The organism is Gordonia caeni, from assembly GCF_039537105.1.
GTDB lineage: Bacteria > Actinomycetota > Actinomycetes > Mycobacteriales > Mycobacteriaceae > Gordonia > Gordonia caeni.
The window spans coordinates 1-24,850 of sequence record NZ_BAAAZW010000011.1 but is presented as its reverse complement, the minus strand read 5'-3'; the positions used below and the strand labels follow the sequence as shown (position 1 = coordinate 24,850).

27 protein-coding genes and 1 tRNA gene are annotated in these 24,850 nt (G+C 69.4%); 9 read left to right on the top strand and 19 right to left on the bottom strand.

All coding sequences use genetic code 11. The annotated features are described in order from the left end of the window. Positions 1–3 precede the first annotated feature (3 nt). Genes ABD732_RS16350 through ABD732_RS16320 form a run of 7 tightly spaced genes read right to left on the bottom strand, consistent with a single transcriptional unit; the run spans position 4 to position 5,565 of the window. Positions 4–1,401 (bottom strand): SagB family peptide dehydrogenase, encoded by a 1,398-nt coding sequence (locus ABD732_RS16350; protein WP_344785551.1) that lies wholly within the window; start codon positions 1,399–1,401, stop codon positions 4–6. After that, complete coding sequence (locus ABD732_RS16345) at positions 1,398–2,384, bottom strand: ABC transporter substrate-binding protein (RefSeq protein WP_344785550.1); 987 nt, start codon at positions 2,382–2,384, stop codon at positions 1,398–1,400. The genes ABD732_RS16350 and ABD732_RS16345 overlap by 4 nt, the downstream gene beginning before the upstream one ends. Before the next feature lie 46 nt (positions 2,385–2,430). Continuing rightward, positions 2,431–3,243 (bottom strand): exodeoxyribonuclease III, encoded by an 813-nt coding sequence (locus ABD732_RS16340; RefSeq protein WP_344785549.1) that lies wholly within the window; start codon positions 3,241–3,243, stop codon positions 2,431–2,433. Positions 3,244–3,247: 4 nt separating this feature from the next. Next, positions 3,248–3,751: a barstar family protein gene (locus ABD732_RS16335; RefSeq protein WP_344785548.1), complete on the bottom strand. Its 504-nt coding sequence runs from the start codon at positions 3,749–3,751 to the stop codon at positions 3,248–3,250. 5 nt (positions 3,752–3,756) lie between these two features. Beyond that, on the bottom strand, positions 3,757–4,272 hold the full coding sequence (locus tag ABD732_RS16330; RefSeq protein WP_344785547.1) for a guanyl-specific ribonuclease: 516 nt from the start codon (positions 4,270–4,272) through the stop codon (positions 3,757–3,759). Between the two features lie 33 nt (positions 4,273–4,305). Beyond that, positions 4,306–4,944 (bottom strand): GNAT family N-acetyltransferase, cg3035/Rv0428c family, encoded by a 639-nt coding sequence (locus ABD732_RS16325; RefSeq protein ID WP_344785546.1) that lies wholly within the window; start codon positions 4,942–4,944, stop codon positions 4,306–4,308. Positions 4,945–4,971: 27 nt separating this feature from the next. Further along, positions 4,972–5,565, bottom strand: a complete 594-nt coding sequence (locus tag ABD732_RS16320; protein WP_344785545.1) for a peptide deformylase — start codon at positions 5,563–5,565, stop codon at positions 4,972–4,974. Between the two features lie 162 nt (positions 5,566–5,727). Here ABD732_RS16320 and napA point away from each other — a divergent pair, with 162 nt between their 5' ends. The 4 genes from napA (at position 5,728) to ABD732_RS16300 (ending at position 8,412) form a co-directional block, all read left to right on the top strand. Next, positions 5,728–6,045, top strand: a complete 318-nt coding sequence (gene napA / locus ABD732_RS16315) for a nucleoid-associated protein NapA (RefSeq protein ID WP_344785544.1) — start codon at positions 5,728–5,730, stop codon at positions 6,043–6,045. Positions 6,046–6,090: 45 nt separating this feature from the next. Next, on the top strand, positions 6,091–6,615 hold the full coding sequence (locus ABD732_RS16310) for a LytR C-terminal domain-containing protein (protein ID WP_344785543.1): 525 nt from the start codon (positions 6,091–6,093) through the stop codon (positions 6,613–6,615). Between the two features lie 61 nt (positions 6,616–6,676). Then, complete coding sequence (locus ABD732_RS16305) at positions 6,677–7,234, top strand: superoxide dismutase family protein (RefSeq protein ID WP_344785542.1); 558 nt, start codon at positions 6,677–6,679, stop codon at positions 7,232–7,234. 38 nt (positions 7,235–7,272) lie between these two features. Next, entirely contained in the window at positions 7,273–8,412 is a 1,140-nt protein-coding gene (locus ABD732_RS16300; protein ID WP_344785541.1) for a glutamate--cysteine ligase, read from the top strand. Positions 8,413–8,416: 4 nt separating this feature from the next. Here the strand turns inward: ABD732_RS16300 and mnhG are convergent, their stop codons facing one another. Genes mnhG through ABD732_RS16270 form a run of 6 tightly spaced genes read right to left on the bottom strand, consistent with a single transcriptional unit; the run spans position 8,417 to position 15,128 of the window. Further along, on the bottom strand, positions 8,417–8,764 hold the full coding sequence (gene mnhG / locus ABD732_RS16295; RefSeq protein ID WP_344785540.1) for a monovalent cation/H(+) antiporter subunit G: 348 nt from the start codon (positions 8,762–8,764) through the stop codon (positions 8,417–8,419). After that, positions 8,761–9,021 (bottom strand): monovalent cation/H+ antiporter complex subunit F, encoded by a 261-nt coding sequence (locus ABD732_RS16290; protein WP_344785539.1) that lies wholly within the window; start codon positions 9,019–9,021, stop codon positions 8,761–8,763. The genes mnhG and ABD732_RS16290 overlap by 4 nt, the downstream gene beginning before the upstream one ends. Next, a complete protein-coding gene (locus ABD732_RS16285) occupies positions 9,018–9,830 on the bottom strand; it encodes a Na+/H+ antiporter subunit E (RefSeq protein WP_344785538.1) in 813 nt (270 codons plus the stop codon). Before ABD732_RS16285 ends, ABD732_RS16290 begins: the two co-directional genes overlap by 4 nt. Further along, positions 9,827–11,434: a Na+/H+ antiporter subunit D gene (locus tag ABD732_RS16280; protein WP_344785537.1), complete on the bottom strand. Its 1,608-nt coding sequence runs from the start codon at positions 11,432–11,434 to the stop codon at positions 9,827–9,829. Before ABD732_RS16280 ends, ABD732_RS16285 begins: the two co-directional genes overlap by 4 nt. Beyond that, positions 11,431–12,240, bottom strand: a complete 810-nt coding sequence (locus ABD732_RS16275; RefSeq protein WP_344785536.1) for a Na(+)/H(+) antiporter subunit C — start codon at positions 12,238–12,240, stop codon at positions 11,431–11,433. Before ABD732_RS16275 ends, ABD732_RS16280 begins: the two co-directional genes overlap by 4 nt. Next, entirely contained in the window at positions 12,237–15,128 is a 2,892-nt protein-coding gene (locus ABD732_RS16270; RefSeq protein ID WP_344785535.1) for a Na+/H+ antiporter subunit A, read from the bottom strand. The genes ABD732_RS16275 and ABD732_RS16270 overlap by 4 nt, the downstream gene beginning before the upstream one ends. Before the next feature lie 77 nt (positions 15,129–15,205). On the opposite strand from ABD732_RS16270, the gene ABD732_RS16265 reads away from it, so the two are divergent. Next, entirely contained in the window at positions 15,206–15,622 is a 417-nt protein-coding gene (locus ABD732_RS16265) for a hypothetical protein (protein WP_344785534.1), read from the top strand. A gap of 174 nt (positions 15,623–15,796) precedes the next feature. Next, the gene (locus ABD732_RS16260; RefSeq protein ID WP_344785533.1) at positions 15,797–16,249 is read left to right on the top strand and encodes a hypothetical protein; all 453 of its coding nucleotides are present in this window, start codon (positions 15,797–15,799) and stop codon (positions 16,247–16,249) included. Between the two features lie 24 nt (positions 16,250–16,273). Here the strand turns inward: ABD732_RS16260 and ABD732_RS16255 are convergent, their stop codons facing one another. The 6 genes from ABD732_RS16255 to ABD732_RS16230 all read right to left on the bottom strand — a co-directional run bounded on the left by ABD732_RS16255 (position 16,274) and on the right by ABD732_RS16230 (position 21,358). After that, complete coding sequence (locus tag ABD732_RS16255) at positions 16,274–17,257, bottom strand: CDP-alcohol phosphatidyltransferase family protein (RefSeq protein ID WP_344785532.1); 984 nt, start codon at positions 17,255–17,257, stop codon at positions 16,274–16,276. Next, on the bottom strand, positions 17,254–17,964 hold the full coding sequence (locus ABD732_RS16250; RefSeq protein WP_344785531.1) for a phosphatidylserine decarboxylase: 711 nt from the start codon (positions 17,962–17,964) through the stop codon (positions 17,254–17,256). The genes ABD732_RS16255 and ABD732_RS16250 overlap by 4 nt, the downstream gene beginning before the upstream one ends. 7 nt (positions 17,965–17,971) lie before the next feature. After that, positions 17,972–18,430 (bottom strand): SRPBCC family protein, encoded by a 459-nt coding sequence (locus ABD732_RS16245; protein ID WP_344785530.1) that lies wholly within the window; start codon positions 18,428–18,430, stop codon positions 17,972–17,974. Between the two features lie 102 nt (positions 18,431–18,532). After that, positions 18,533–18,988 carry a DUF350 domain-containing protein gene (locus tag ABD732_RS16240; protein ID WP_344785529.1) on the bottom strand — a complete coding sequence of 152 codons (456 nt, stop codon included), beginning with the start codon at positions 18,986–18,988 and terminating at the stop codon, positions 18,533–18,535. A gap of 40 nt (positions 18,989–19,028) precedes the next feature. Then, positions 19,029–20,147 (bottom strand): acyl-CoA dehydrogenase family protein, encoded by a 1,119-nt coding sequence (locus ABD732_RS16235; RefSeq protein WP_344785528.1) that lies wholly within the window; start codon positions 20,145–20,147, stop codon positions 19,029–19,031. Between the two features lie 29 nt (positions 20,148–20,176). Then, the gene (locus ABD732_RS16230; protein ID WP_344785527.1) at positions 20,177–21,358 is read right to left on the bottom strand and encodes an acyl-CoA dehydrogenase family protein; all 1,182 of its coding nucleotides are present in this window, start codon (positions 21,356–21,358) and stop codon (positions 20,177–20,179) included. Positions 21,359–21,414: 56 nt separating this feature from the next. On the opposite strand from ABD732_RS16230, the gene ABD732_RS16225 reads away from it, so the two are divergent. From ABD732_RS16225 to ABD732_RS16215, 3 genes are all read left to right on the top strand, one after another. After that, a complete protein-coding gene (locus ABD732_RS16225) occupies positions 21,415–22,839 on the top strand; it encodes an amidase (protein ID WP_344785526.1) in 1,425 nt (474 codons plus the stop codon). 47 nt (positions 22,840–22,886) lie between these two features. Beyond that, positions 22,887–22,960: transfer RNA gene (locus tag ABD732_RS16220), tRNA-Pro, on the top strand. A gap of 122 nt (positions 22,961–23,082) precedes the next feature. Further along, positions 23,083–24,708 (top strand): DUF5677 domain-containing protein, encoded by a 1,626-nt coding sequence (locus tag ABD732_RS16215; RefSeq protein ID WP_344785525.1) that lies wholly within the window; start codon positions 23,083–23,085, stop codon positions 24,706–24,708. The last annotated feature ends 142 nt before the right edge of the window (positions 24,709–24,850 follow it).

Genomic DNA, 24,850 nt, shown 5'->3' with positions numbered 1-24,850 from the left:
GCGTCAGGGGGAGGCGGGGAGCGAGCCGACGACGAAGGAGCCGACGTTGCACTCGGCCAGCTCGTCGCGGCCGGTGGCGGCGGCGAAGGCGGCGGTGTCGCCGTAACCCTGGGCGACGCCGCCCAGGCCCATGGCGGTCGCGGTCAGATAGAGCGTCTGGGTGAGCACGCCGACGTGCTTGAGGATCACCGCGTACGGCATCTCCTCGTAGGTCCACATCAGCCGGCCCGTGCGGGCAGCCAGCACCAGCAGCACCTGCGGGACGCGGCCGTCGGCCAGGGTGAGCGCGGCCGGAGCGATGAGGCGCGTGACGGCGGCGTCGTCGTAGGCGGCCACCGGACGGAGCACGTGATCGACGGTGTCGTAGTGGTACATGCCGGCGGCGATGCCGTCGACGTGGCGGATCACCGGGTACACCTCGAGCTCGTACAGCGAGCCGCCGGACGGGTACGGACGCGACGGCAGCTCTTCCGGGACCGGGCGGGCGGCATCGGTGACGCGCGTCGAACGGGTGCGGGCGCAGCGGAACAGGAGTTCGCCGAGCTGTGCGGCGGTCATCGGGTGCGCCTCGTCGAAGGTGCGCGTGGACACCCGGTCCTCGACCACTTCGGTGAGCGGCCGATCGCCGGTGCGCAGTGCCTCCAGGTCGGGCACCGGCAGCGGCACCGGCTCGCCCGGATAGGGCTCCGGGCGCGCGGGCAGCGGCTCGAAGCGCCCGTCCGCCCAGCGGGTGGGGCCGAAGGCGGTCCATGACGAGCCCCGGTCGCCCACCGTGCTGCGCCGGTGGAACCATAGTTCGTGCGGACGCCAGGCCGCGGTGGCGAGGTCGGCGTCCTCGTCGTCGCCGGGGGCGACCGCATGGCCGGCCCACCGCAGATCGGACCAGAGCTGCGCGGCGAAGCCGTCGTCGTCGCCGGGCGCATCGGATTCGGGGCCGGTGAGGCCGGTGACGAGGCCGATCGCACGGGGCCCGGTCAGGGCGACGTCGCACCAGGCGCGGGGATTCTCGGCGATCAGTTCGTCGCCCACCCGATGCAGCACGGTGAACTTCGACAGGACGCCGCTCTCGGCGGCGGCCCGCGGCGAGGGGGCGCTGCGGAACGGCCGCAGCGTGTACTCGGCGGTCTCGCGGCCGGCGTCGCCGACCGACACGGTCACGAGACCGGCGGTCAGCAGCCGGTCCAGCAGGGCGGCCACGGGTTCGGGCGGCGGCTGATCGAAACGGATCGGGCCGGTGCCCAGCGCGCGCAGTGCCGCTCCCTGGGCGCCGGAGAGCCCGGTCAGCCGTTCCCCGGACGGCAGGAGGGTGGCCGTGCCCGGCGCACCCAGCACCGCGGAGGCCGGCGGCTGCCAGCGGTAGACGGCGACCGGGGCGGTGCGCGTCTGCACCGCCGGGGTCATCGGGTGTTCGCGACCCGCTCGAGCTGCGGCCGCAGCTGGTCCAGCAGATACGGGATCGCCAGCGGGGTCGGCTGGTTGAGGCCGGTGATCTCCGCGAGACTGAGGTTGGCGACTGCGCCGTCCTTCACCGAGCTGAGGTTCTTGTAGCCGGGCAGCTTCACCAGCTCGGAATGCATGGCCTCATTGCCGGTGGTCACCACCAGGAAGTCCGATTCGAGCATCGGCACGTTCTCGGTGGAGATCGGGAAACGTGGCTGCTGGTTCTTGGCGAAGGCGGCCGCGAGCTTCGGGGCCACCTTCAGGCCGAGCTGACCGAACAGCACCCCGGCGCCGTCACTCGGATCGGCCATCACCTGGATCTGCTCGCTCGAGTACATGTAGGCCAGCGAGTAGGTCTTGCCCTCGAGGCCCGGCAGGTCGGTCTTGACCTGGTCGATGGCGCCGTTGACCCGATCGGTGATCTCCTTGGCCTTGTCGGCCTTGTTCGTGATGGTGCCGAACAGGGTGACCAGGTCTTCCCACGGATCGACCTGCTTGCCGGTGACGCCCGGAATGGTCGGCGCGATCTCCTTGATCTTGGCGTACATCTCCGGTTGCGCGGTCGCCATGAAGCCTTCGGCCAGGATCAGGTCCGGGTCGGCCTTGGCGATCTCGGCGACCATGTTCTCCATGCTCAGCGAGGTGGAACGCTCGAGCTTGTCGCCGACCCACGGGGAGGACTTCTTGGTCAGGATCTCACTCTGGTCCAGGTAGGCGACCGGCGTGACATCGAAGGCGAGCGCGGTGTCGATCCACTGCGAGCCCAGGGTGACGATGCGCGTCGGGGTGCTCGGGATCATCACCGGGCCCTGCGGGGTGTTCACCTGGATCGGGCCGCCCTCGCCGCCCTCCTCGTCGGGTGCGCTGCACGCGCTGACGGCGAGCACCAGCGAGGCGAGCAGGGCGAAGACGACCGCGAGACGGCGGGGAAAGCGCGTGACCATGTGGCTACAGTAGCCGAGGCTTACCTAACCGATCGAGGGGTGTCCGTCACAGTTCGATGGGAAAGGCGGGCGACGACAAGTCCAGCACCAGCGGGGCGTGGTCGCTCGCGCCGTCGGCGGCCCGGGCGTCGGTGTCGATGAAGGCGTCGAAGATCCGGTCGTCCAGGGCGGGCGAGCACAGCGCGAAGTCGATCCGCATGCCCTCGTTCTTCGCGAACCGTCCGGCCGTGTAGTCCCAGAACGTGTAGACGCCCGGGCCGGGGGCGAACGGCCGTGCGCTGTCCAGATAGCCCGCGTCCAGGAACTCGCCGAAGGCGGCGCGCTCGGGGTCGGTGACGTGGGTGCGGCCGGAGAAGAAGTCGCGATCGAAGACGTCGTCGTCGGTGGGTGCCACGTTCCAGTCGCCGGCGAGCGCGATCTGCGCGGCCGGGTCGTGGCCGAGTTCGAGCCGGGTGACACCGGCCAGCGCCTCCAGCCACGACAGCTTGTACGCGTAGTGCGGGTCGTCGACGGCCCGACCGTTGGGGACGTACAGACTCCACACCCGCACTCCGCCGCAGGTGGCCGAGATCGCGCGGGCCTCGGGTGCCTCGCCCGGACGCAGCGAGGGCTGGCCGTCGAAGCCCCGGTGCACATCGTCGAGGCCGATCCGGGACGCGATGGCGACACCGTTGTAGCCCCCGTCGCCGTGCAGCGCCACGTCGTAGCCCTCGGCCAGGAAACTCATCACCGGAAACTGGTCGTCCCGGCACTTGGTCTCCTGCATGGCCAGCACGTCGATGGCGTGCCGGGTCATCCACGACACGACTTGCTCGCTGCGTGCGCGGATGGAGTTGACGTTCCAGGTGGCCAGCCGCATCGGCTCAGAATCCTCTTCGGTCGTGGACGGTGACGACCCGGACCCCGGCTTCCGCCCAGCGCTCGCGGGTCGCGTCGGCCTCGGCGGGCGGGCACACGAGCACCAGGGTGAAGCCGCGCGGGTGGTCCGGGTCGTCGCGGTAGGAGTCCCGGTAGAAGCTGAGCGACGTCGCGAACCAGCGGAAATCGCGGTCGTGGGCGGCGGCGAGCAGTTGGGGGGCGTTCTCCACGACGGTGAGGTAGCCGGTCGCCGGCGCGCCGGTCGGGGTGCGCAGATGCGGGCTCAGGTCGCGGATGCAGTCGTCGAAGGCGTCCTTGTTGCCGCCGAAGTGCGGTGGGAAGTCCCACGCCGCGGCGAAGGCCGCGAACAGTCCGTCGAGGGTGCGGGCGGCGGCGCCGTCGATCCGCCGGGTCACCACCTCGGAACCGTAGGTGCGCACCTGCGAGGTGCACAGGCCGACCGGGGAACCGGCGCGGGCGGCGTTTCGCAGAAAGGCGGCGGTGGTCATGGTGATCATCGTGCGGGCCCCCGAATCTGGACGAAGGTGCGGTAGTGATCCAAGGTGTACCAGGCCGAACCGTCGTTCGCGGTGACGATCCGTTCGGCATCGCGGCCGCGGCCGCGCTCCTTCGGGTTCACGTCCCACTCCTGGAAGCGCAGACGCGCGCCGTTCGCACCGGTCGCCGGGAGCAGGCCCTCGTTGTTGCGGAAGGTCTGGCCGCCGCGGGTACCGGGGGCGTTCGCGGCCTCCGGCCAGTCGCCGGAGTCGATCAGCTCCAGGGTGGCCAGCACGCGAGCCGGGGCCTGCGCCTGACCGCCGGGCCCCTGCGCCGGCGCGGCGGAGGACGGGGCAGCGGAGGACGGCGCCGAGTGGCTGACGGAGATGCCGGCCGCGGTGCCGTCGCTGCCGTCGGTGTCGCCGGTGCTCAGCCACCACGACAGCACCGCCACCAGAATCAGTGCGACGACGCTCGCGACGGCGGAGAGTCTGCGGCGCGCGGAACGAGGGGAGTCGGGCGTGGAGGTCATCGTCGTACACCGTAGGCGACCGGCGGGCCGAACTCACAGATCGATCAGGCGGAACGTGTGATGCAGGGCGTACCCGTCCGCGCGCCGGCGCAGCCGTTCGCCGCGGTCGACGCCGGGCACCTCCACCGGCGTCCCGTCCGGTGCCACCAGCACCTCGTATGCCGCTCCCGCCGAGGCGGAGGCCTCGGCGGTGCGCAGCAGGCGTTCGGGCACCACGGCGCGCGCCGCGATCCCCCGCGAGGTGTACCAGTCGCGGACGCGATCCAGGCCCGCGGCGTTCGCGCCGAACTCCAGGGGCACCGCCGCGTTGGCACGCACGGCCGCCGACGACGGATCGGCCGAGACCGTCCAGCCGTCGACCTCCGCCCGCTCGGCGGCCGCCACGGCATCGGTCAGGATCCGCTCCACCGCGCGGATCTCCGAATTGCGGACGACGCGGGCCGACAGCTGCCGGATCGAGGTGACCGCGGCCGCCGGCACGTGCTCGGGGACGCCGTCGCGTTCGATCACCAACCCGTCCGGGGTCGCCGACGCCAGGATGCCGGTCAGATCCGACAGCGTCGGGGCCCGCTCGAACGCCGGATTCGGGCCCGACGCGGCCCGCCAGTCGTCCGGGCCGCCGGCGCCGAGGCGGTAGCGGACCACGACGCGGTCACCGGGCAGGGGTTCCAACCTCGAGGGCTCCACGACGGGAGGTCGTCAGTCGTCGTCGTGGCCGAAGGGGTCGGCCACCTCGCCCGGCATCCAGGTGAGCCCCGGGACACCCCAGCCGTTGCGCTTGACCGTCTTCTTCGCAGCGCGGGCATTGCGGCCCAGCAGCACGTCCAGATAGAGGAAGCCGTCCAGATGTCCGGTCTCGTGCTGCAGCATGCGCGCGAAGAAGCCGGACCCCTCGATCTCGACGCGGTCGCCGTTGCGGTCGGTGCCGGTCACCTTGGCCCACTCGGCGCGGCCGGTCGGGAAGCCCTCGCCGGGCACCGACAGGCAGCCCTCGTCGTTGTCGTCCGGGTCCGGCATGGTCTCGGGGATCTCCGAGGTCTCCAGGACCGGGTTGATCACCTCGCCGCGCCGCCGCGTCGGGCCGTCCGGGCAGTCGTAGACGAACATGCGCAGCCCGCGGCCGACCTGATTCGCGGCCAGTCCGACGCCGTTGGCGGCGTCCATGGTCTCGTACATGTCGTCGAGCAGCGTCACGAGTTCGGGCGCGGGTCGACCCGTCTCGTCGAGGTCGACCGGGGTGGTCGGCTGATGCAGCACGGGCTCGCCGACGATGCAGATGGGGAGAATCGCCATGAATAAGAACTCTACTGCGCGCCGCACCGGTGAGTCCCCGCGCCGGGTACCCCCGAGTCGTGATTAGATACTGAGCGAACCACACCGCTGTCATTCGCCCGATCGAGAGGCGAAGAGGAACGACGGCGCCAGGCGTGCGTACTGAGGAAGGGGACTCCACCGGTGTCGAACGGCGCAGCCGCAGAGCAGCAGTCGGCTCAGCCCGACCCGCACGAGGTCGGCGCAGACGGATTGACCCGCCGGGAGCACGACATCCTCGGCTTCGAACGTCAGTGGTGGAAGTACTCCGGCTCCAAAGAGGACGCCATCAAAGAGCTCTTCGGACTGTCGTCCACGCGCTACTACCAGGTGCTCAATGCCCTGGTGGACCGGCCGGAGGCCCTGGCCGCCGACCCGATGCTGGTCAAGCGGCTCCGCCGGCTGCGCGCCTCCCGGCAGAAGGCCCGGGCCGCGCGGCGCCTCGGTTTCGAGCATCCCTGACATCTCGGCGCGGCCGGGTCGGGTGCGTGAGTTAGAGTTGCCGTGATGAAAGCTGACCGCGAACCCAACCGCCTGCCGCTGCGCGCCGGCGCCATGCTGCTGCTGGCCGTCGCCGTGGTCTTCATTGCCCTCGGGTGGAACTCGGCCGCGAGCAGCGGTGACGAGAGCCCGAGGGATCGACTGGCCGAAGCGGGACAGAGCGCTCAGGCGACCGCCACCGACAGCCCGGCCTCGGAGACGACGGCATCGAGCCCCTCCTCGGCGCCGAATTCGACGAGCGCGCAGGCCGGCGACTCCCCGAAGCTGTGCGTGCTCAATGCCGGCACCACCACCGGCCTGGCCCAGGAAGTCTCCGACGAGCTGAAGTCCGCGGGCTTCGCGATCGGCACCGACCCGGGCAACCTGACCACCAGCAGCGTCACCGAGAACACCATCTTCTACGGTGAGGGCGAAGCCGACGCCGCCGAGAAGGTCGCCGAAGCGGTGCCCGGCGGCGCGTCGACCGAAGCCCGGCCCGCCGCCTTCTCCCGCTGCCCCGGCGAGCTCGCCGTGGTCGTGGTGAGCCGATAACCCCGGCTCGAGCCCACCCGAACATTTCCAGCCCAGCCGAAACCCTGCCGAAGGAGCCGACATGACCGCCAGCCCCACCCCCCGCGCCTCGAGGACGCGTGTACTGGCCGCGCTCGCCGCGGCCGGCCTGGCCGGTGTGGCCCTGACGGCCTGCACCCCGGACGAGCACCCCACCAGCGAGAAGGGCACCACGCCGCCGGTGATCACCGGCAACCAGGTGATTCCCGGTGATCTGGTCAACGCCGACGGCATCGCCGCCGAGCCGGGCTCGGCGGTGGGCACCGTCGCCCTCGCAGGAACCGAAGGCGACAGCGTCGGCGCCGCCAGCTTCGTCGCCGACGGCGACCGCGCCAAGATGAACCTGCGCGTCAGCGGCCTGAAGCCGGGACAGCACAAGGTGGAGGTGCGCACGGGCACCAACTGCGACGCCCCGAACGAGTTCGCCGGCACCGGCAATGCGATCGCCGGAGGTTCGCTGCCGGGGATCTCGGTGGGCGCCGAAGGCAACGGCTCGGCCAACCAGACCGTCGCGGTCACCATCGGCGACCTGGACGGCAAGGCGATGGTGATCCTCGACTCGAACACCCCGATCGCCTGCGGCATCATCATGGCCAACTGAGCAGCCTTTCAGTCGACATCGAGCACACGGGTCGCGCCATGACCGGCACGTCGCCGATCGCACCGATCGAGTTCCGGGCCTCCCCGGAACCGACGCTCGGGGTCGAGTGGGAACTCGCCCTGGTCGATCGCGACACCCGCGATCTGGTGAACGCGGCCGACCCGCTCTTCGAACTGATCGCCCGGCGCGGCCTGAGCCGGTCCGAACGCATCCACAAGGAACTGCTGCGCAACACCGTCGAACTGGTCACCGGGATCTGCCGGACCACCGGTGAGGCGATGGACGACCTCGGCGCCACCCTCGAGCAGGTCCGCGAGCTGACCGACGAGCTCGGCATCGACCTCTACGGCGCCGGGACGCATCCGTTCGCCGAGTGGTCGGGTCAGCAGCTCACAGCCGGCAGCCGGTACGCCGAACTGATCGAACGCACCCAATGGTGGGGCCGCCAGATGCTGATCTGGGGGGTGCACGTGCACGTGGGCATCGACCACCGCGACAAGGTGCTGCCGATCCTGTCCAGCCTGCTCGACTACTACCCGCATCTGCTCGCGCTGTCGGCGTCGTCGCCGATGTGGGCCGGGCAGGAGACCGGCTACGCCAGCAACCGCGCCATGATGTTCCAGCAGCTGCCCACCGCCGGGCTGCCCTTCCAGTTCGACACCTGGTCCCAGTTCGAGGGTTTCGTCCACGATCAGCGCACCACCGGGATCATCGACCACCTCAACGAGATCCGCTGGGACATCCGGCCGTCACCGCACCTGGGCACCATCGAGGTCCGGGTGTGCGACGGGGTCTCGAACCGCCGTGAACTGGCCGCGCTGGTGGCGCTCACGCACTGCCTGGTGGTCGACCTGGACCAGCGTCTGTCCGCCGGCGAGGAGCTGCCGCACATGGCGCCCTGGCTGGTGCAGGAGAACAAGTGGCGGGCCGCCCGCTACGGACTCGACGCGATCATCATCCGGAACCAGGCGTGCGATGAGCGGCTGGTGACCGACGACCTCGCCGAACTTCTGGTCCGCCTGGAACCGGTCGCCGCCCGGCTCGGCTGCACCGCCGAACTGGCCTCGGTGGCCGACATCGTCGCGGGCGGGGCGAGCTATCAGCGTCAGCGCGCGATCCACCGGGGGGCGCAGAACCTGCGCGCCGTCGTCGACTCGGTGGTCGGCGAACTCGAATAGCCGCTCAGGCCCCTGGCCCGTCGCGGTGCTGGACGTGCAGCTGCGATTCGTCCATCAGCTTGCCGCCGCTGCCGCGCTGCTCCCGATAGACCAGCCGGCCCACGCGCTGCGCGATCACCGGCGCGGTGATCAGCATGAACAGTGCCGTCAGCACCAGCATGCCGCCGTCGGGGTGACCGGCGATCCGGATCAGGGTGCCCGCCAGCACCAGGGTCAAACCGAAGGTCTGCGGTTTGGTGGCCGCGTGCATCCTCGACAGGGTGTCGGGGAACCGGACCAGCCCCAGCGCGGCCGTCAGGGCCAGGAGGCTGCCGGTCAGCACCAGCACCGCGGAGAAGACGTCGCTGATCATTCGTCGTCCCTCACACGGAAGCGGGCCACCGACACCGTCCCGATGAAGCTGACCAGAGACAGCGCCACGATGCCGGGAACGATGGTGGTGTCGTAGGTGGCGGCCACCCAGATCGCCAGACCGCAGATGGTGAGGGCGATCAGGGTGTCGATGCCCACCAGCCGGTCCAGGGTGGTGGGCCCGCGCAGGCTGCGGTACAGGGTCAGGAGGACGGCGGTCAGCAGCATCACGCCGCTGACGGCCCAGACGACGTTCACTGGTCGGCACGCTCCTTCCGGTTGCGCCGAACGCGCCGGTTGGTCGCGTCGGCCTCGGCCACGCGGCGGCGATCGGTGTAGGGCACGTGATGGTAATCGTCGTCGATGCCGTGGTAGGGGCTCGGATGCCATTCGCTGTCGCGCTCGAAGGCCTTGATGAACTGCCGTTCCACGTACGCCATCTGCTTGTGGAAGTGATCGACCTGCTTCTGCGTCCGCACATCGAAGACGTGGATGTACAGGATGCGGTGGACGTGGTCGATCTCCACCACCATGGTGCCCGGCACCAGGTTGATGTAGTCCACGGCCAGGGTGAGCACCAGGTCGGATTTGATCGCGAGGTGCACCCGGACCACGCAGCCCAACGGCGGCGGACCCGGCCGGACCGCGGCCCAGGCCACCTGTGCCGACGAGATCAGGAAGTTGACGATCAGCGAGATCAGCAGGTTCAGTGCCGCCAGCGGATGGATCCGGCCCTCGACCGGAATGCGAGGCAGCGGCAGTACGCTCAGCACGATCACGCCGATCACGAAGCCCACGATTATGTTTCCCCAGGTCACGTCGCCCCAGAGCAGCACCCACACGAACGTCAGCCAGAACAGGCCCCACAGCCGGATCCCGAACTCGCGGAGATTGCTGCCGAGCCACTTCGGCAGCCCGAGGTGCTTGTTCAGCCAGACGATCGCGATGGTGAGCGGCCACGCGAAGTAGACCACGGCCATCCGCCACAGGGTGCCGAAGAAGGCGGGCACCGGGCGCTTGCCGACCGGCTTCGGCCGCGGCTTGTCGGGGTAGGGCGTGTTGCTCACCGCTCACCTCCCAGGACGGCACCGATGTACGGGCCCCGCTCGAGGATGTCGTGGGCGGCGTCGTCGGTGAAGCCGAAGATCGGTCCGGCCCACAGGGTCAGGGCGATGCCGGCGGCCACCATCGCTCCGGTCGGGAGCACCATGGTGGCGGGCATCCGGCCGACGTCCTCCCGCTCCTCCAGGAGCACGTCCTCGCCCTCCTCGACCAGGGCCGAGGCGGTGCTGTTGGTGATGCCGCCCTCGGGGGCGTCGGCGCGCGGCCGCCAGAAGGCCTTGGTCCACACGCGTGCCACCACGTACAGGGTCAGCAGGCTGGTGATCACCGAACCGGCCACCAGCAGCCACGCCAGGACCGAGCCGTCGCGGACACCGCCCTCGAGGAGGGCGACCTTCCCGATGAACCCGGAGAACGGCGGTATGCCGCCCAGGTTCAGCGCCGGGATCAGGTACATCGCGGCCAGAACCGGGCTGGCGATCAGCCCGCCCAGACGACGCAGGGACGCCGACCCGGCCTGACGTTCGATCAGGCCGACCACCAGGAACAGGGTGGTCTGCACCAGAATGTGGTGCGCGACGTAGTAGATGGCCGCGGACATGGAGATCTCCGACCCCACCGCGATGCCGAAGATCATGTAGCCGATGTGGCTGACCAGCGTGAACGACAGCATGCGTTTGATGTCGGATTGGGCTATCGCACCCAGGATGCCCACCAGCATCGTCAACAGCCCGGCCACCATCAGCAGATTGTCCAGCGTGCCGCCCGGGAACAGCAACGTGTTGGCGCGGATGATCGCGTACACGCCGACCTTGGTCAGCAGGCCTGCGAAGACCGCGGTGACCGGTGCCGGTGCCGTCGGATACGAGTCCGGCAGCCACGTGGAGAGCGGGAAGACGGCGGCCTTGATCCCGAAGGCCACCAGCAGCACGGCGAACAGCGCGTTGCGGGTGCCCGAGGGCACGTCGTCGAGCCGCACCGCCATCTCCGCCAGATTCAGCGTGCCGGTGGTGGAGTAGGCGAAGGCGATGCCGGCCAGGAAGATCAGCGACGAGACCATCGAGACCATCACGTACGAGGCGCCGGCGCGCACCCGGTCGGCGCTCGCTCCCAGGGTCAGCAGGACGAAGCTCGCGGCGAGCAGCACCTCGAACGAGACGTACAGGTTGAACAGGTCGCCGGCCAGGAAAGAGTTGCACACACCGGCGGTCAGGATCAGATACGACGGCAGGAAGATCGACACCGGCTGCTGGGTGGTGCCGTCCCGGATGCCCTGACCGATGGCGTACACGACGACGCACAGCAGCACCAGCGTCGACACCACCAGCATGAGCGCGGCGAGCCGGTCGACGACCAGCGTGATGCCCAGCGGACCGTTGGGATAGCCTTTGCCGCCCCAGCCGCCGATCTTGACGGCGTACGGGCCGTTGGTGCTGGTCAGGTACAGCATCATCGACGAGGCGATGAGGGCGGTGCCGATCGCGCCGACGGTCACCGAGCGCTGGAACCGCGGACTGCGGCCGCGCAGCAGCGTCAGTGCCGCCGCCAGCAGCGGCACCAGTGTCGGCAGGGCGATGAGGACCGGAATCCAGGACGACTGTGGGATCACGGCTTCCCCCCGGGCTCGTCCGGGGACTCCGGATCGTCGGGCGGGTCGGTGCCCGGCACGGTGTCGTGCGGGTCGTCGTCCTGCTGGTGGTCGCTCTGCCGCGGGGGCTCGTCGATGTAGTCGCCGTCCTCGTCGGGGGTGCTCGGTTCCAGGTCGACGGTGTCGTCGTCCCAGTCGCCGTCCACCCGGTCCCCGTCGGCCTCGTCGCCGTCGTAGTCCTCGTCCTCGTCCTCGTCGGGCATCTCGTCCGGGCTGAACTCGGGGAGCCGCACGATCACGGCGGCGTCCTCGGGCATCAGGTCGGTCTCGATCACGCCGCGGTGGGCGGCGGCGAACTCCTCGGGGGTGAGGGGGTTGCCGTGCGAGTCGAAGAGGTCGCCGGCAAGGGTGTCGGCGCCGGTCTCCGGGTCGTCGCTGCGGTCCCGGTCCGGGAAGTCCTTGAGCGAGCCCTTGAGGAGTTTGACGTCCTCGGAGTCGTCTTCCAGGTCGTCGTCCTGACGGTTGATCACGAACAGCCGGTAGGTCATGGCGAGCACGAAGGCGGCCACGCCCATCGTGATCACGATCGCGGTGAGCACCATCGCCTGGGCCAGCGGATCGGCGTCGCCGGTGGCGCCGACGGATTCGGCGCCGCGGACCGGGGGCCGGCCCGGCGGGCCCGACAGCGTCACGATGAGGATGTTGACGCCGTTGCCGACCAGGAGCAGGCCCAGGAGCATCCGCACCAGGCTGCGTTCCATCAGCAGGTACACGCCGGTCGCGCCGAGGACACCGGCGACGATCAGCAGTCCGAGGTTCGCGGTCATCGGCCGACCTCCTCGGTGGTGCCGGCGGCGGGCGCCATCCGGGCGGTCGGTGCGTCGCCGGAGTCCAGGCGGGCGCCGAGACTGCGCAGCACGTCCAGCACCAGACCGACGACGATCAGGTAGATGCCCGCGTCGAAGAACATCGCGGTGACCAGGTGGACCTCGCCGAAGACCGGCAGGTGCAGTTCGAAGACCGCCGACGAGAGCGCCGGGGCGCCCAGCACCAGGGAGGTGATGGCCGTGGTCGCCGAGACCAGCAGGCCCGCGCCCAGAATGGTGCCGGGTTCCACCGGGAGGGCCTCGCCCAACTCGTATCGGCCGCCCGCCAGGTAGCGCAGCACCAGGGCCAGACCCATCACCAGGCCGCCGGCGAAGCCGCCGCCGGGCGCGTTGTGGCCGGCGAAGAAGAAGTACAGCGACAGCACCACCAGAGTGGGGAACACCAGGCGCGTGGTGGCCTCCAGGACCATCGAGCGGTGCTTGGGATTGCCCAGTTCGCTGCCGCGCAGCCAGGTGGTGCGTTCGGGCATGGTGTCGTCGTCGTCCAGCCCGGCTTCGCTGCGGGCCAGGTCGGTGATCCGGGGCGCGGCACCGAACCGGCGGCTGCGGAAGACCATCGACGCCACACCGGTCGCCGCGACGATCAGCACCGAGACCTCGCCGAGGGTGTCCCAGGCGCGGATGTCGACCAGCAGCACGTTCACGGTGTTGCCGCCGTGCCCGTACTTGTATGCCGCCTCGCCGAGGTCGACCCACAGCGGCTGCGTCGACCGGGCTGCGGCGGCGAACAGGCCCACCAGGACCATCGTGGTGCCGAAGGCGATGCCGATCAGGGCGCGCAGCGGGCGGAAACCGGTCTTGTGCCGGGGCTGCGGCTCGGAGGCGAGTTTGCGCAGCACCAGGACGAAGATCACCAGCGTCAGGCTCTCCACCAGGAACTGGGTGAGAGCCAGGTCGGGGGCGCCGTAGATGGCGAACAGGGCGCCGCAGCCGTAGCCGGTGATGCCCACGGTGAGGGCCCCGGCGAGTCGGTTGCGCAGGACGGTCGCGATGATCGCCGAGCAGATGATCACGACGCCGATCACGGCCTGCTCGACGTTGTCGAAGCCGTGCAACTCGAGGTCGGGGCGCGCACCGAGGAACAGCACGGCCAGCGGTACCAGCACCGCGGTGGACAGGATCACGCCCTGGGTGATGGGCAGCGAGCCGCGCTGGGTGTTCCGGGTGACCCACAGCGACAGGGTGTCCGCGCCGCGCAGCACGCGGTCGTAGACGTGGTCGGCGTTCAGGCGCGGTGGGTGGTCGAACAGCTGATCGCGGATCCGGCGAAGGATCAGGAACAGGGCCGGTCCGGCGACGTAGACGACGATCGTCAGGACCACCGGCAGACCGAAGCCGTGCCACATGGCGAGGTGCTCGATCGGGTGGCCGTAGGCCGGCAGCGTCTCCGCATACGGCTCCAGGATGTTCCCGAGCCACGGGGCGACGAGCGCCGCTGCCACGCCGAAGGCGGCGAGCAGCATCGGGGGCGCCTGGAACATCACCGACGGCGGGTGCAGCTGGGCGACCGGCCGTGTCGGGAGGGAACGGACCTTGCGGCCGAAGGCGCCCCACAGGAAGCGGGCGGTGTAGGCGAAGGTGATGATCGCACCGAGCACCACGACGAGGTCGACCAGAGCGGCCAGCGACGGCGTGTACGCCCCGGTGTCCCAGAGCGAGGCGAAGGCTGTCTCCTTGCCGACGAAACCGAGCGTGAACGGCAGCCCGGCCATGCTGGCGCCGGAGACGGCGGCGGTGATCGCGAGCACCGGCAGGCGATGCCCGAGGCGCGCCAGGCGCCGGATGTCCCGGGTGCCGGTGGAGTGGTCGATGATGCCGACGACCATGAACAGGCTCGCCTTGAACAGGGCGTGGGCGATCACCATCGCCAGGCCGGCCATGGCGACGTTCGCGTCGCCGACGCCCACCAGCACCATCATCAGGCCCAGCTGGGAGACGGTGCCGAAGGCCAGGATCAGCTTCAGGTCGAGCTCGCGCAGCGAACGCCAGCCGCCCAGGATCATGGTGAGCAGGCCGAGTCCGACGACGATCACCTGCCAGCTGATCTGGGCGTGGAAGGCCGGTGCCAGCCGGGCCACCAGGTAGATGCCGGCCTTCACCATGGCGGCGGCGTGCAGGTATGCGCTGACCGGGGTGGGGGCGGCCATCGCGCCGGGCAGCCAGAAATGGAACGGCACGATGGCCGATTTGCTCAGTGCGCCGACCAGGATCAGCGCCACCGCGATCGCCGCGAAGGTGCCGTCCGGCGGGGCGGCGATCAGCTCCGACAGCAGGTAGCTGCCGGTGCGCTCGCCCAGCATGATGATGCCGACCAGCATCGCCAGGCCGCCGAAGGTGGTCACCAGCAGCGCCTGGGTGGCGGCCCGGCGTGACGTGGCACGGACCGCGTTGAAGCCGACCAGCATGAACGAGAGGACCGTGGTGGCCTCCCAGAAGACGTAGAGCACCAGCATGTTGTCGCTGAGCACCAGTCCGAACATGGCGCCGGCGAAGGCGACCAGTTCGCCGCCGAAGACTTCGACGCGGCGGCGCATCTCGTTGAAGTAGTTGGCGCAGTAGACCAAAACGAGTGCGCCGACCCCGAGGATCAGCACCGACAGCACCGCGGCCAGGGTGTCCAGGCGCAGCACGATGTCCATCTGCAGGCTGGGCACCCACGCGAAGGTCTGGGTGAGCGGCTCGCCGTCGGAAGGCCAGTTCAGCAGCAGCCAGACCAGTGCGCCCAGCGGCATCAGGGCCAGAACGTAGAAGCCACGGGTCCCGAGTCCGCGCATGATCGGCGGCGCAGCGAGCGCACCGATACCCAGCGCGATCAGGACCTGGATCAAGAGGGCACTCCGTCGGTCGAGTGGCGGGCGGGGTGTCAGGGAGGCACTATTACCCGCTTTACTTTACCGTTCCAGGCATGTGGTCTTTCCGGAGAGTCCTGTTCGCGGTCCTGCTGGCGGTGGTGACGCTGGTCGGAGCGACCGCGTGCGGTGGAGACGAGGAGCCTGCGAACCAGGGCGTCCCACTGCCGAAGGATTTCCCGACGGCGCAGGTCCCGCTGGTGGACGGGGCGGTGCTCAGTGCCGAGGGCGCCGACCCGCAATGGCAGATCACCGTGCAGGCGCCGGCCAACGAGGGCAACGCCTTCGACAACGCCGTGACGAAGCTAACGCAGGATTCCTACGTCGAGTCGAGCCGCAGCGAGACCACCGGCGAGAAGTCGGTGCTGCTGTCGCGGGAGACCGGCGGGAAGACCTACTGGGTCACCGTCGGCATCTCGGCGGCGGCCTCGGCGTCGCGGACCACCATCATGTATTCGGTCACCGTCACCTAGTTGTCAGTACACAGCAGTCACCACACATAGCAGTCACCGTCCGCTGAGCACCGGGAGTCGGGGGCCGGGAACTGGCAGGAGTCTGCCACCGGGCGGACAGCGACCTCCCAGGAAACGGCGGCACCGTGGCGTCAACGTGTCGAACAGGTCGACACCGACCCGCGAGGAACGCCCGTGACGAATCCCGAGAACCCCGAGAACCCCGAGAAGACCGAATCCGGCGACGGCGCCCCGGACGCCGGCTCCACCGCGTCCGCCGGGGAGTCCGGTGCGCGGCCGATCGAACCGATCGAGCAATCCGCCCCGGCCGCGGCCCCGGCGGCCGCGGGAGGCGCCGGCGACAAGAAGAAGTGGCTGATCGGCGGCGCGGTCGCGGCCGGGGCCGCGGTCTTCCTGATCGGTTTCGGCTGCGGATACATCACCGGCGACCAGGTCGGCGGCACCGGTGACCGGCCCCGCGGGATCTCGCAGGACGGCCGGGATCGCGGCGGCGATCCGATGCTGGTCGGTCCCCGCGGCGGCAGCGGCCGCGAGTACCCGGGGCAGCGGGGGCAGACCCCGAACATTCCGATGCCGGACCAGCAGGCCCCGACAGGCGAGACCCAGCAGCCGACCACCTCGAGCTGAGTCGGGCCGGCGCCGACGCGCCGGTCAGGTGCGGGGCGCGTCGCCGCCGGGCCGCGGCGGGCGGCGGAGCCCCAGGCGGGCCGACGACCTGCGCACCGGGATCACCCGGCGGCGGGTGCCGGCGGCCACCTCGGCGCGCCGGTCGTCGCGGCGCTGCAGGCGGCGGTCACGCGGCGGGTACTCCCAGTACTCCGGGCGCGTGCTCACCCAGCGCTGCATCCGCCAGGCGAACGGGATGTGGATCAGGTAGCCCGCCACCACCAGGATCATCAGCGCATACGGGAAGGTGAACAGCAGGGCCGCGGCCACGGCCACCAGGAACAGGCCGGGCGCCAGCACCCGGGCGCGCATCTTGGCCGACTTGAAACTGAGAGTGGGCACCCGGCTCACAGCCAGTAGCGCGATGAACAGGAGCCAGCAGCTCACGAACACCGGACCGGTCCACCAGCCCTCACCGAACTGCTCGAGCAGGCCGATGGGCAGCAGCACCGTGACCGCGGCGGCCGGTGCGGGCACTCCGACGAAGAAGTCCTTGGTGTAGCCGGGAGCCGAATCGTCGTCGAGCAGCGTGTTGAACCGGGCGAGCCGCAGCACGATCGCCGAACAGTAGATCAGGGCGGCCACCCAGCCGAATCCCTGGGCGCTGTCGGAGGTGTCGGGCAGCAGGATCGCGTAGACCATGACCGCCGGGACCACCCCGAAGTTGATCGCGTCGGCCAGCGAGTCCAGTTCGGCGCCGATCTTGCTGCTGGCGTCCATCATCCGGGCCACGCGCCCGTCCAACCCGTCCAGTACCGCCGCGGTGACCAGCAGAATCAAGGCGAGGTCGACGTTGCCGGTGGTGGCCATCCGCATCGCGGTCAGACCCGCGCAGATCGCCAGGATCGTCAGCGCCGACGGGAGGAAGAGCCGTCCGGACCGGTTGACCGCCTGGGCGGCGCGCGGGCGGCGCGGGCGTCCACGGCCGGCGAGTCGCTGACGGCGGCGGGAACGCTCGCGGGGTGTCATCGAGGCAACTCCGCCAGGACGGTCTCCGCGCCGACGGTCCGCTGGCCCACCGCCACCCGGGCTTCGGTGCCGGCGGGCAGATAGACGTCCACCCGGGAACCGAACCGGATCAGCCCGTAGGTCTCGCCGATCGTCACCGCGGAGCCGGGCGTCACGTCGCACACGATGCGCCGGGCGATCAGCCCGGCGATCTGCACCACGCCGATCGCCTCGCCGGCGTCGGTGCGCAGTCGCACGCAGGTGCGCTCGTTGCGTTCGCTGGCCTCGGCCAGGTCTGCGGACAGGAATTCGCCGGGCGTGTGCTGCACCGCCTCGACGACGCCGCTGATCGGGATGCGCTGTACGTGCACGTCGAAGACCGACAGGAAGGTGCTCACCCGGGGCAGCGGATGGTCGCCGAGGCCGAGCTCGGCGGGCGGGACGGCGGTGTCGACCAGGGCCACGGTGCCGTCGGCGGGGGCGGCCACCGCACCGGCGGTGAGCGGTGGGACCCGGGACGGATGCCGGAAGAAGAAGGCGGAGGCGGAGGCGGCGGCCAGTGCGGGCCGGGCGATCCACGGTCTGCGGCGCCCGAGTAGTGCAACGGCGGCCGGACCGGCCACGAAAGGCAAACCCTGCGGGTGGATCGGCGGCACCGTCTCCTGAACCAGGTCGATCAGATGGGCGGGCCCGGTGCGATCACCGGGCCGGGAGGGACGACGTGCCACGCCCGGCTCAGTTCTCGACGGTGCGCTTGATCTTGCCGAGGGTCTCCCGCATGCCCGCGGCCAGCTCCACCTCGAAGTCGTCGTTGCCGCCGAAGACCTTGTCGACCAGGAAGGACGACACCTTGGTGGTCTCGCCGCCGGCGACCGAGCGGCGCTGCGTCACCGTCACGCCGTCGCCGGACTCGGTGATCTCGAAGCCCCACACGGTGTTGTTCTCGGCCACTCGCCAGGCGATCTCGCGGTCGGGCTCGAAGGCCACCACCTTGGCTGAGGTCGGCCACACCAGCGGGCCGCGGCGGTTGACGTTGAGAGTGCGGGTGCCCAGCTTCACGGGGCCGCCGAAGATGAACATCTTCTTGCACTGCGGGCTCCACTGACCCATGCGGGCCAGGTCGGACACCACGGACCAGACTTGCGCGGGGGTGGCGGCGACGTCGATGGATTCTTCGATGAGGGGTGCGGCCATGGTGGGTAACTCCTGGGTCGGCCGACCGGGGACGGTCGGTGTCTGTGTTCCAAACCCTATGCGACAAGACCCGTCCGGTGAATACTGCCCGTCGTCCGGGCCCTACAAGGACAGGGCGGCGCTGACGAAGATCCCGATGGCCAGGAAGGTCACGGCGTTGAGCCAGACGGCCGGGTTGTGCCTGCCTTCGACGGTGTCTTCGCCGTCGAGCAGCAGAGAACCCAGCTTGCCGGGGGTCAGCAGATCGATCAGCACGAACGAGAACATCATCAGCGCGATGGTGACGATGCCGTAGACGGCCGTGTTGACCACCCCGCGCCACAGCTCGAAGGCGGTGCTGGCCGCGATTCCGGCCGCGACGGCGAGCATCAGTCCCAGCGCCTGCGCCACCGCCAGGATCACCGCGCTGCGATTGCCTTCGCGCCAGATCTTGTCCCGCAGGCTGCCCGGGGTCACCAGGTCCAGGCCGACGAACCCGAGGATCAGCAGGCCGACGGACAGCAGGCCGTACGAGGTGAGGTCGGCGAGGTTCTCGCGCAGCAGGGTCAGGGAATCCATGGGCTCACCCTACTGTGCGCGACCTGCGCGCAGCGGCGTCTCAGCCGACGCTCACCATGTCCCAGTCGCGCAGGTGCGCCGACAGCTGGGACAGGTGGGCGTCCGCGTCGCCGAGGGTGTGCGAGATCGCGGTGAGCCGGCTGACGTAGTGCCCCACCGGGTACTCGGCGGTGATGCCGATTCCGCCGTGCATCTGGATGGCCTCCTGGCCGACCAGCCGGCCCGACCGGCAGATCTGCAGTTTCGCCCGGGAGGCGAGAATCGCATCGGCGCTGCCCTCGGCCAGGGCGGCGGTCAGGTAGACGCTCATGCCGCTCGCCAGCTCCAGGGCCACGTACATGTCGGCGGCGCGGTGCGTGAGGGCCTGGAACGACGACAGCGGTACCCCGAACTGCTTGCGCTGCTTCAGGTATTCGGTGGTCAGCTGCAGCGACTTGGTCATCGCGCCGACGGCCTCGGCGCACAGGGCACCCTGCTCGCTGATCGAGACGTCCTCGATCAGCTCGGTGGCGTCACCGTCGCCGAGACGGACGCCGGGAGCGCCCGCGAAACCGATCCGCGCGCCACGGCTGCGGTCGTGCGTGCGATAGGGGGTCCGGGTGACGCCGTCGGCGCCGGCGTCGACCAGGTACAGGCCGACGGTGCCGTCGGAGTCGCGGGCCGAGACCACCAGGACGTCGGCGCAATCCCCGTGCGGCACCAGGGTCTTGGTGCCGGTGACGGCACCGTCGCGGACCGTCGTGCCGACCGCGTACGACGGCCAGCGGTCGCCCTCCTCGTGATGGGCGAAGGCGGCCAGGCGCTCGCCGCTCGCGAGGGCGGCCAGCAGCGACGCCTTGGTCTCGTCATCGGCGCCGGACCGCTCCACCAGCAGGCCGGGCACAACGACGGAGTCCAGGAACGGCTCCGGCGCCAGGGTGGCGCCGAACTCGCCGAGCACCGCGGCCAGCTCTTCGGGACCGGCGCCCATGCCGCCGTAGGCCTCGCTGAAGACCAGGCCCAGGACGCCGATCTCGGCGAGGGAGGCCCACACGTCCCGGCTCCAGCCGAGCGGGGAGTCGGTGGTCGCGCGCAGCGTCTCGATGTCGTACTTGCGGGTCAGCACCTCGCGCACGGTGTCGCGAAGCATGACCTGCTCGTCGGAGAGCTCGAAATCCATGATGTTCCTTCTGGTGTCTTCTCGCTCGGTCAGAGCCCGAGAACGGCCTTGTCGATGATCTGGCGTTGAACTTCCGAGGAGCCGCCGTAGATGGTGACCTTGCGGTAGTTGAGGTATTCCGGTGCGGCGTGTGCGGCCCAGTCCAGGTCCCCGAGCTCGTCGGGGTCGACGGGAGCCACCGGCAGCGAGTCGGCGCCGGCCAGGTCGGTGAGCAGTTCCAGCGCCTCCTGCTGCAGCTGCGAGCCGCGCAGCTTCAGCAGCGACGACGCCGGGTTCGGCTTGCCGTCGGCCGAGGAGGCCACCACGCGCAGCTGCGTCACCTCGAGGGCGAGCAGCTCGTTCTCCAGTCCGGCCAGGCGCGCTGCGAACAGCGGATCGTCGAGCATGGTGCCGCCGCCGGCGGCCGGGGTCTGTGCGGCCAGCCGCTTGGCCTTGGCCAGCTTGGTCTTGGTCCAGCCGACGCGGGCGATGCCCGAACGCTCGTTGCCGAGGAGGAACTTGGCGATGGTCCAGCCGTCGTTCTCGGCGCCCACCAGGTTCTCCACCGGGACGCGGACGTCGTTGAAGAAGACCTCGTTCACCTCGTAGCTGCCGTCGATCAGCTCGATCGGGCGCAGCTCGACGCCGGGGGTGTCCATCGGGAACAGGACGAAGCTGATGCCGGCCTGCTTCTTCACGTCCGGGTCGGTGCGGACCAGGCAGAAGATCCAGTCGGCGAACTGGCCGAGGGTGGTCCACGTCTTCTGGCCGTTGATCACGTACTCGTCGCCGTCGCGGACTGCGCGGGTCTTCAGCGATGCCAGGTCACTGCCGGCTTCGGGCTCGGAGAAGCCCTGGCACCACCAGATGTCGAGGTTCGCGGTGGCCGGCAGGAACTTCTCCTTCTGCTCCGGCGTGCCGAAGTGCGCGATCACCGGGCCGACCATGCCGGCGTTGAACGGCAGCAGGTCCGGGACGAAGTTCAGCGCCATCTCCTCGCGGTAGATGTGGTGCTGCACCGGGGTCCAGTCCGCACCGCCCACTTCGACCGGCCAGTGCGGCACCGCCAGACCCCGCTCGTTGAGGATCCGGGTGGTGGCCACGACGTCGTCGGGGTAGTTCAGTTCCCCGTCCTCGCATCGCCGGCGGATGTCCTCGGGGATCGCCGTGGTGAAGTATTCGCGGAGCTCGGTGCGGAAGGCTTCTTCTTCCGGAGTGAAACGCAGCTGCATGGTTCTTTCCTACCTGATCGACCGCTCACTCGGTGCACTGAGTAGCTTCGGAGGGTATGAAACACGTTCACGCCTTCACCGACGACGTCCTGGGCGAACGCGATGCGGTCGGGGTGGCGCGAGGGATCGCCGCGGGCGAATTCACGGCGGCCGAGGCCACCGCGGCGGCGCTGGCGCGGATCGACGCGGTGAACGGGCAGCTGGCGGCGATCGCCGTCGACGATCGGGAACGTGCCCGCGCGCGGGCCGGTGCCAACGGCTTCTCCGGGGCCTTCGCCGGGGTGCCGACGCTGATCAAGAACAACACCGATTACGCCGGGCTGCCCACGCGGCAGGGATCGGCCGCGGTGGCCGACCGTCCGGCCGCGGCGCACGAGCCGTTCACCGGCGAGTTCCTGGGCACGGGCGTGAACGTGGTGGCCGCCAGCACACTGCCGCCGTTCGGGCTGAACGCCTCCACCGAGTTCGTCGACCGCGAGCCGACGCGCAACCCGTGGAACACCGACGTCTCGGCCGGCGCCTCGTCCGGCGGATCGGCGGCCCTGGTGGCTGCGGGCGCAGTGCCGATCGCCCACGCCAACGACGGCGGCGGTTCCATCCGGATCCCGGCGGCGGCGTGCGGTCTGGTGGGCTTGAAACCGACGCGCGGCCGCACCGCGGGCCTGCCGGCCTCGGCGAACGCGCCGATCGACCTGGTCTCCAACGGGGTGGTGTCCCGGTCGGTGCGGGACACCGCCTACTTCCTGGCCGACCTGGAACGACAGCGCCGTGTGGCCGGCCTCGACCCGGTCGGGCTGGTGCAGGGGCCCGGGGCGCGACGGCTGCGGGTCGCATTGATCGCCGACTCGGTGACCGGTCAGCCGCTGGACACCGACACCCACCGCGAACTGATGGCGGCCGCCGATCTACTCGAAGAACTCGGGCACCGAGTCGAACAGGTGCCGCTGCCGGTGGATCGGGCGTACATCGACCACTTCACCGACTACTGGGCGCTGCTGGCCTTCTCCTTCGACCGCTTCGGCGGCAAGGTGGCCGGTCCGGGATTCGACCGCACCAAACTCGATCCGCTCACCCGCGGTCTGTCCCGTCACTTCGCGCGCCGGTTCTACCGTCTGCCGTCGTCGATCATCGGGCTCAAACGATCCACCGCCAAGTTCCGCCGGGCCTTCGCCGACTACGACGTGATCGTCTCGCCGACCCTGGCGCACGCCACTCCGGAGATCGGCTACCTCGATCCGGCCGTCCCGTTCGGCGAGGTCTTCGACCGCCTCATCCGCTACGTCGCCTTCACCCCGGCCAACAACACCTCCGGCACCCCGGCGATCTCGGTGCCCATCGGCCGCTCGGCCGACGGCATGCCGATCGGCATCCACTTCTCGGCCGACCTGGGCGAGGAACGCAAGCTCCTGGAGCTGGCCTACGAGCTCGAGGCCGCCCGGCCGTTCTACCGGATTCAGGACGCCTCGTCAGGGGACGCCTGACTGGGGCAGGCGAGTTAGCGTGGCGGGACTGTCCGAGAACTAGACAAGGGGATGTGGCGCAGCTTGATAGCGCACTTGACTGGGGGTCAAGTGGTCGCAGGTTCAAATCCTGTCAGCCCGACAACCAGAAACCCCCTCTGACCAGACTCGGAGGGGGTTTCGTCGTTGGTGGGCCAGCGGCCCGCAGAACCGCAGTGGGCCAAGGCGCGGTGAGATGTCCGGGGCTTGGAGTAGCTTGCAGCAATGGCGAAGCAGCAGCCCATCGAGCGTTCTGGCCCGATGGCGGGCCATGTCAAGCAGGGAAGCCGGGTCTATGCTCCGCCGATGATCGCGCTGGGCATTGAGGTGGGTGATTGGGTCCGAGACGACGTGCCGGACCTCCTGTGGCCGATTCTTGTCATGGCAGACACTGGGCCAAACCGCGTGATGGATTTTGTCCGCTGGCAGAAGTCAGTGATTGCTGACGTCGGGGACGCCTTAACGCCCAAGGAGTTGGCCAGGGCGATAGACGGGCGTCTTACCAATCTGGATGCTGTGCTCAGTTCGCATCCGGCGCTGATGGAGAGCGCGTGTGCGCGTGCACATGAGCACGGCCTGCTCCCTGAATCAGTGGTTGGTGTGCTCCGGGTCTATCCCGATGTTCCGGCGCGGTGGCTGATCGGTACTGATATCGAGCCGCCCACCCAGGCGGGCGTGAACCTGTTGTCACGGGGGCTCCTTGAGGTCATCGGCAAAGGGCACTGGGAGGCGTTGGTGAAGTGCCTAACTATCTGGGGCATGGTCCAGGTTGGCGTCTTCAAGACCTCTGATTCAGCGATGATTGAAGTCCTCAGGAAGTTCCCAAACGATCCGGAAACCAGGGCGCGAGCGGAGACAGTGGTGCGGGCTTCCTGGGGCTCTTTTCGCGGGCTCAACCAGTACGAGGACCCCGAATACTATGACCAGTCGATCCGCTGGGCACGCCAGTTCTGGGGCGTGAACTCAATCATCACCCCGTGCGTCCGTGAGCGATCTTTGAAGGGGGCAGAGGAAATGAATTCGGCCAATGACGCCGCTCCTGGCGACGAAGACTCGGCAGTTCCGGGCAGCTACAGCGATCAGCCGGAGGACAAGAGGCAGCTAGCCATGGACTTGGCTAGCAGCTTCGCTGAAGCAATCGAGACTGCGCCACAACATCTTCATGAACCGTCGCGACAGGAGGTGACGTCCGGTTTGGTCATGCGAGCGGCGCGCGAAGTTATCGCAGTCCTTGGAAGCCCAGACCTTTGGTGCTTCGAGTTCGGCGCGCATGTTGGTCGGACGCTCGTGGAGGTCCGGATCTACATCGAGTGGATGGCGCTGCAAGACCACTTGATATACCGCAAGTATCAAGAATATGGGGAGGGCAAAGCGAAGCTCAATGCGCTTATAGCCGAAGAATTGCCAGACCGCTACAAGACCCCGGCGGTGCGTGAGTCTATTGATGCGGTGGCTGCGCTCGGCCACAATGACTCGGGAATTGATCTGCGAACAGTTGATACTCGGGACACCTTCGCTGCGGTGTCTCTCAGGAAAATGGCGGAGGAAGCAGGTCTACTGGATTACTACCGGCACGCCTACTCGGTGGCGAGCGGGGTGACGCACTCTGAGTGGTGGTCGGTCGAGATGCATGCCATGGAACGATGCATGAACATCCTTCATCGGGGGCATCTGATCCCAAGTCTTTCGCTGCCAGTGGGTGCGGACATTGCTCTGGCCGATTCGTGGATCGGTACTCTGAACGCTCTGATGCGCCGCAGTCTCGACCTGCTGGGTACTGATCCGGCTGCCGTCGAGTCGGCGTTCGCGTGGACGAACGGCGATATGGCAACGAATCCGGAGCAAAATTGAGCTAGCGCCTCGTCGCCGCCCAGGATCGTGCTGCCGACGGCCTTGAGCGAATCGGGCTGGGCGTGGGTATAGGTCCGCAACATCTCGGGCTCTTCGTATTTCAGAGTGCGTTGACTCGTTCGGTGAGCTGACCCGAGTGCAG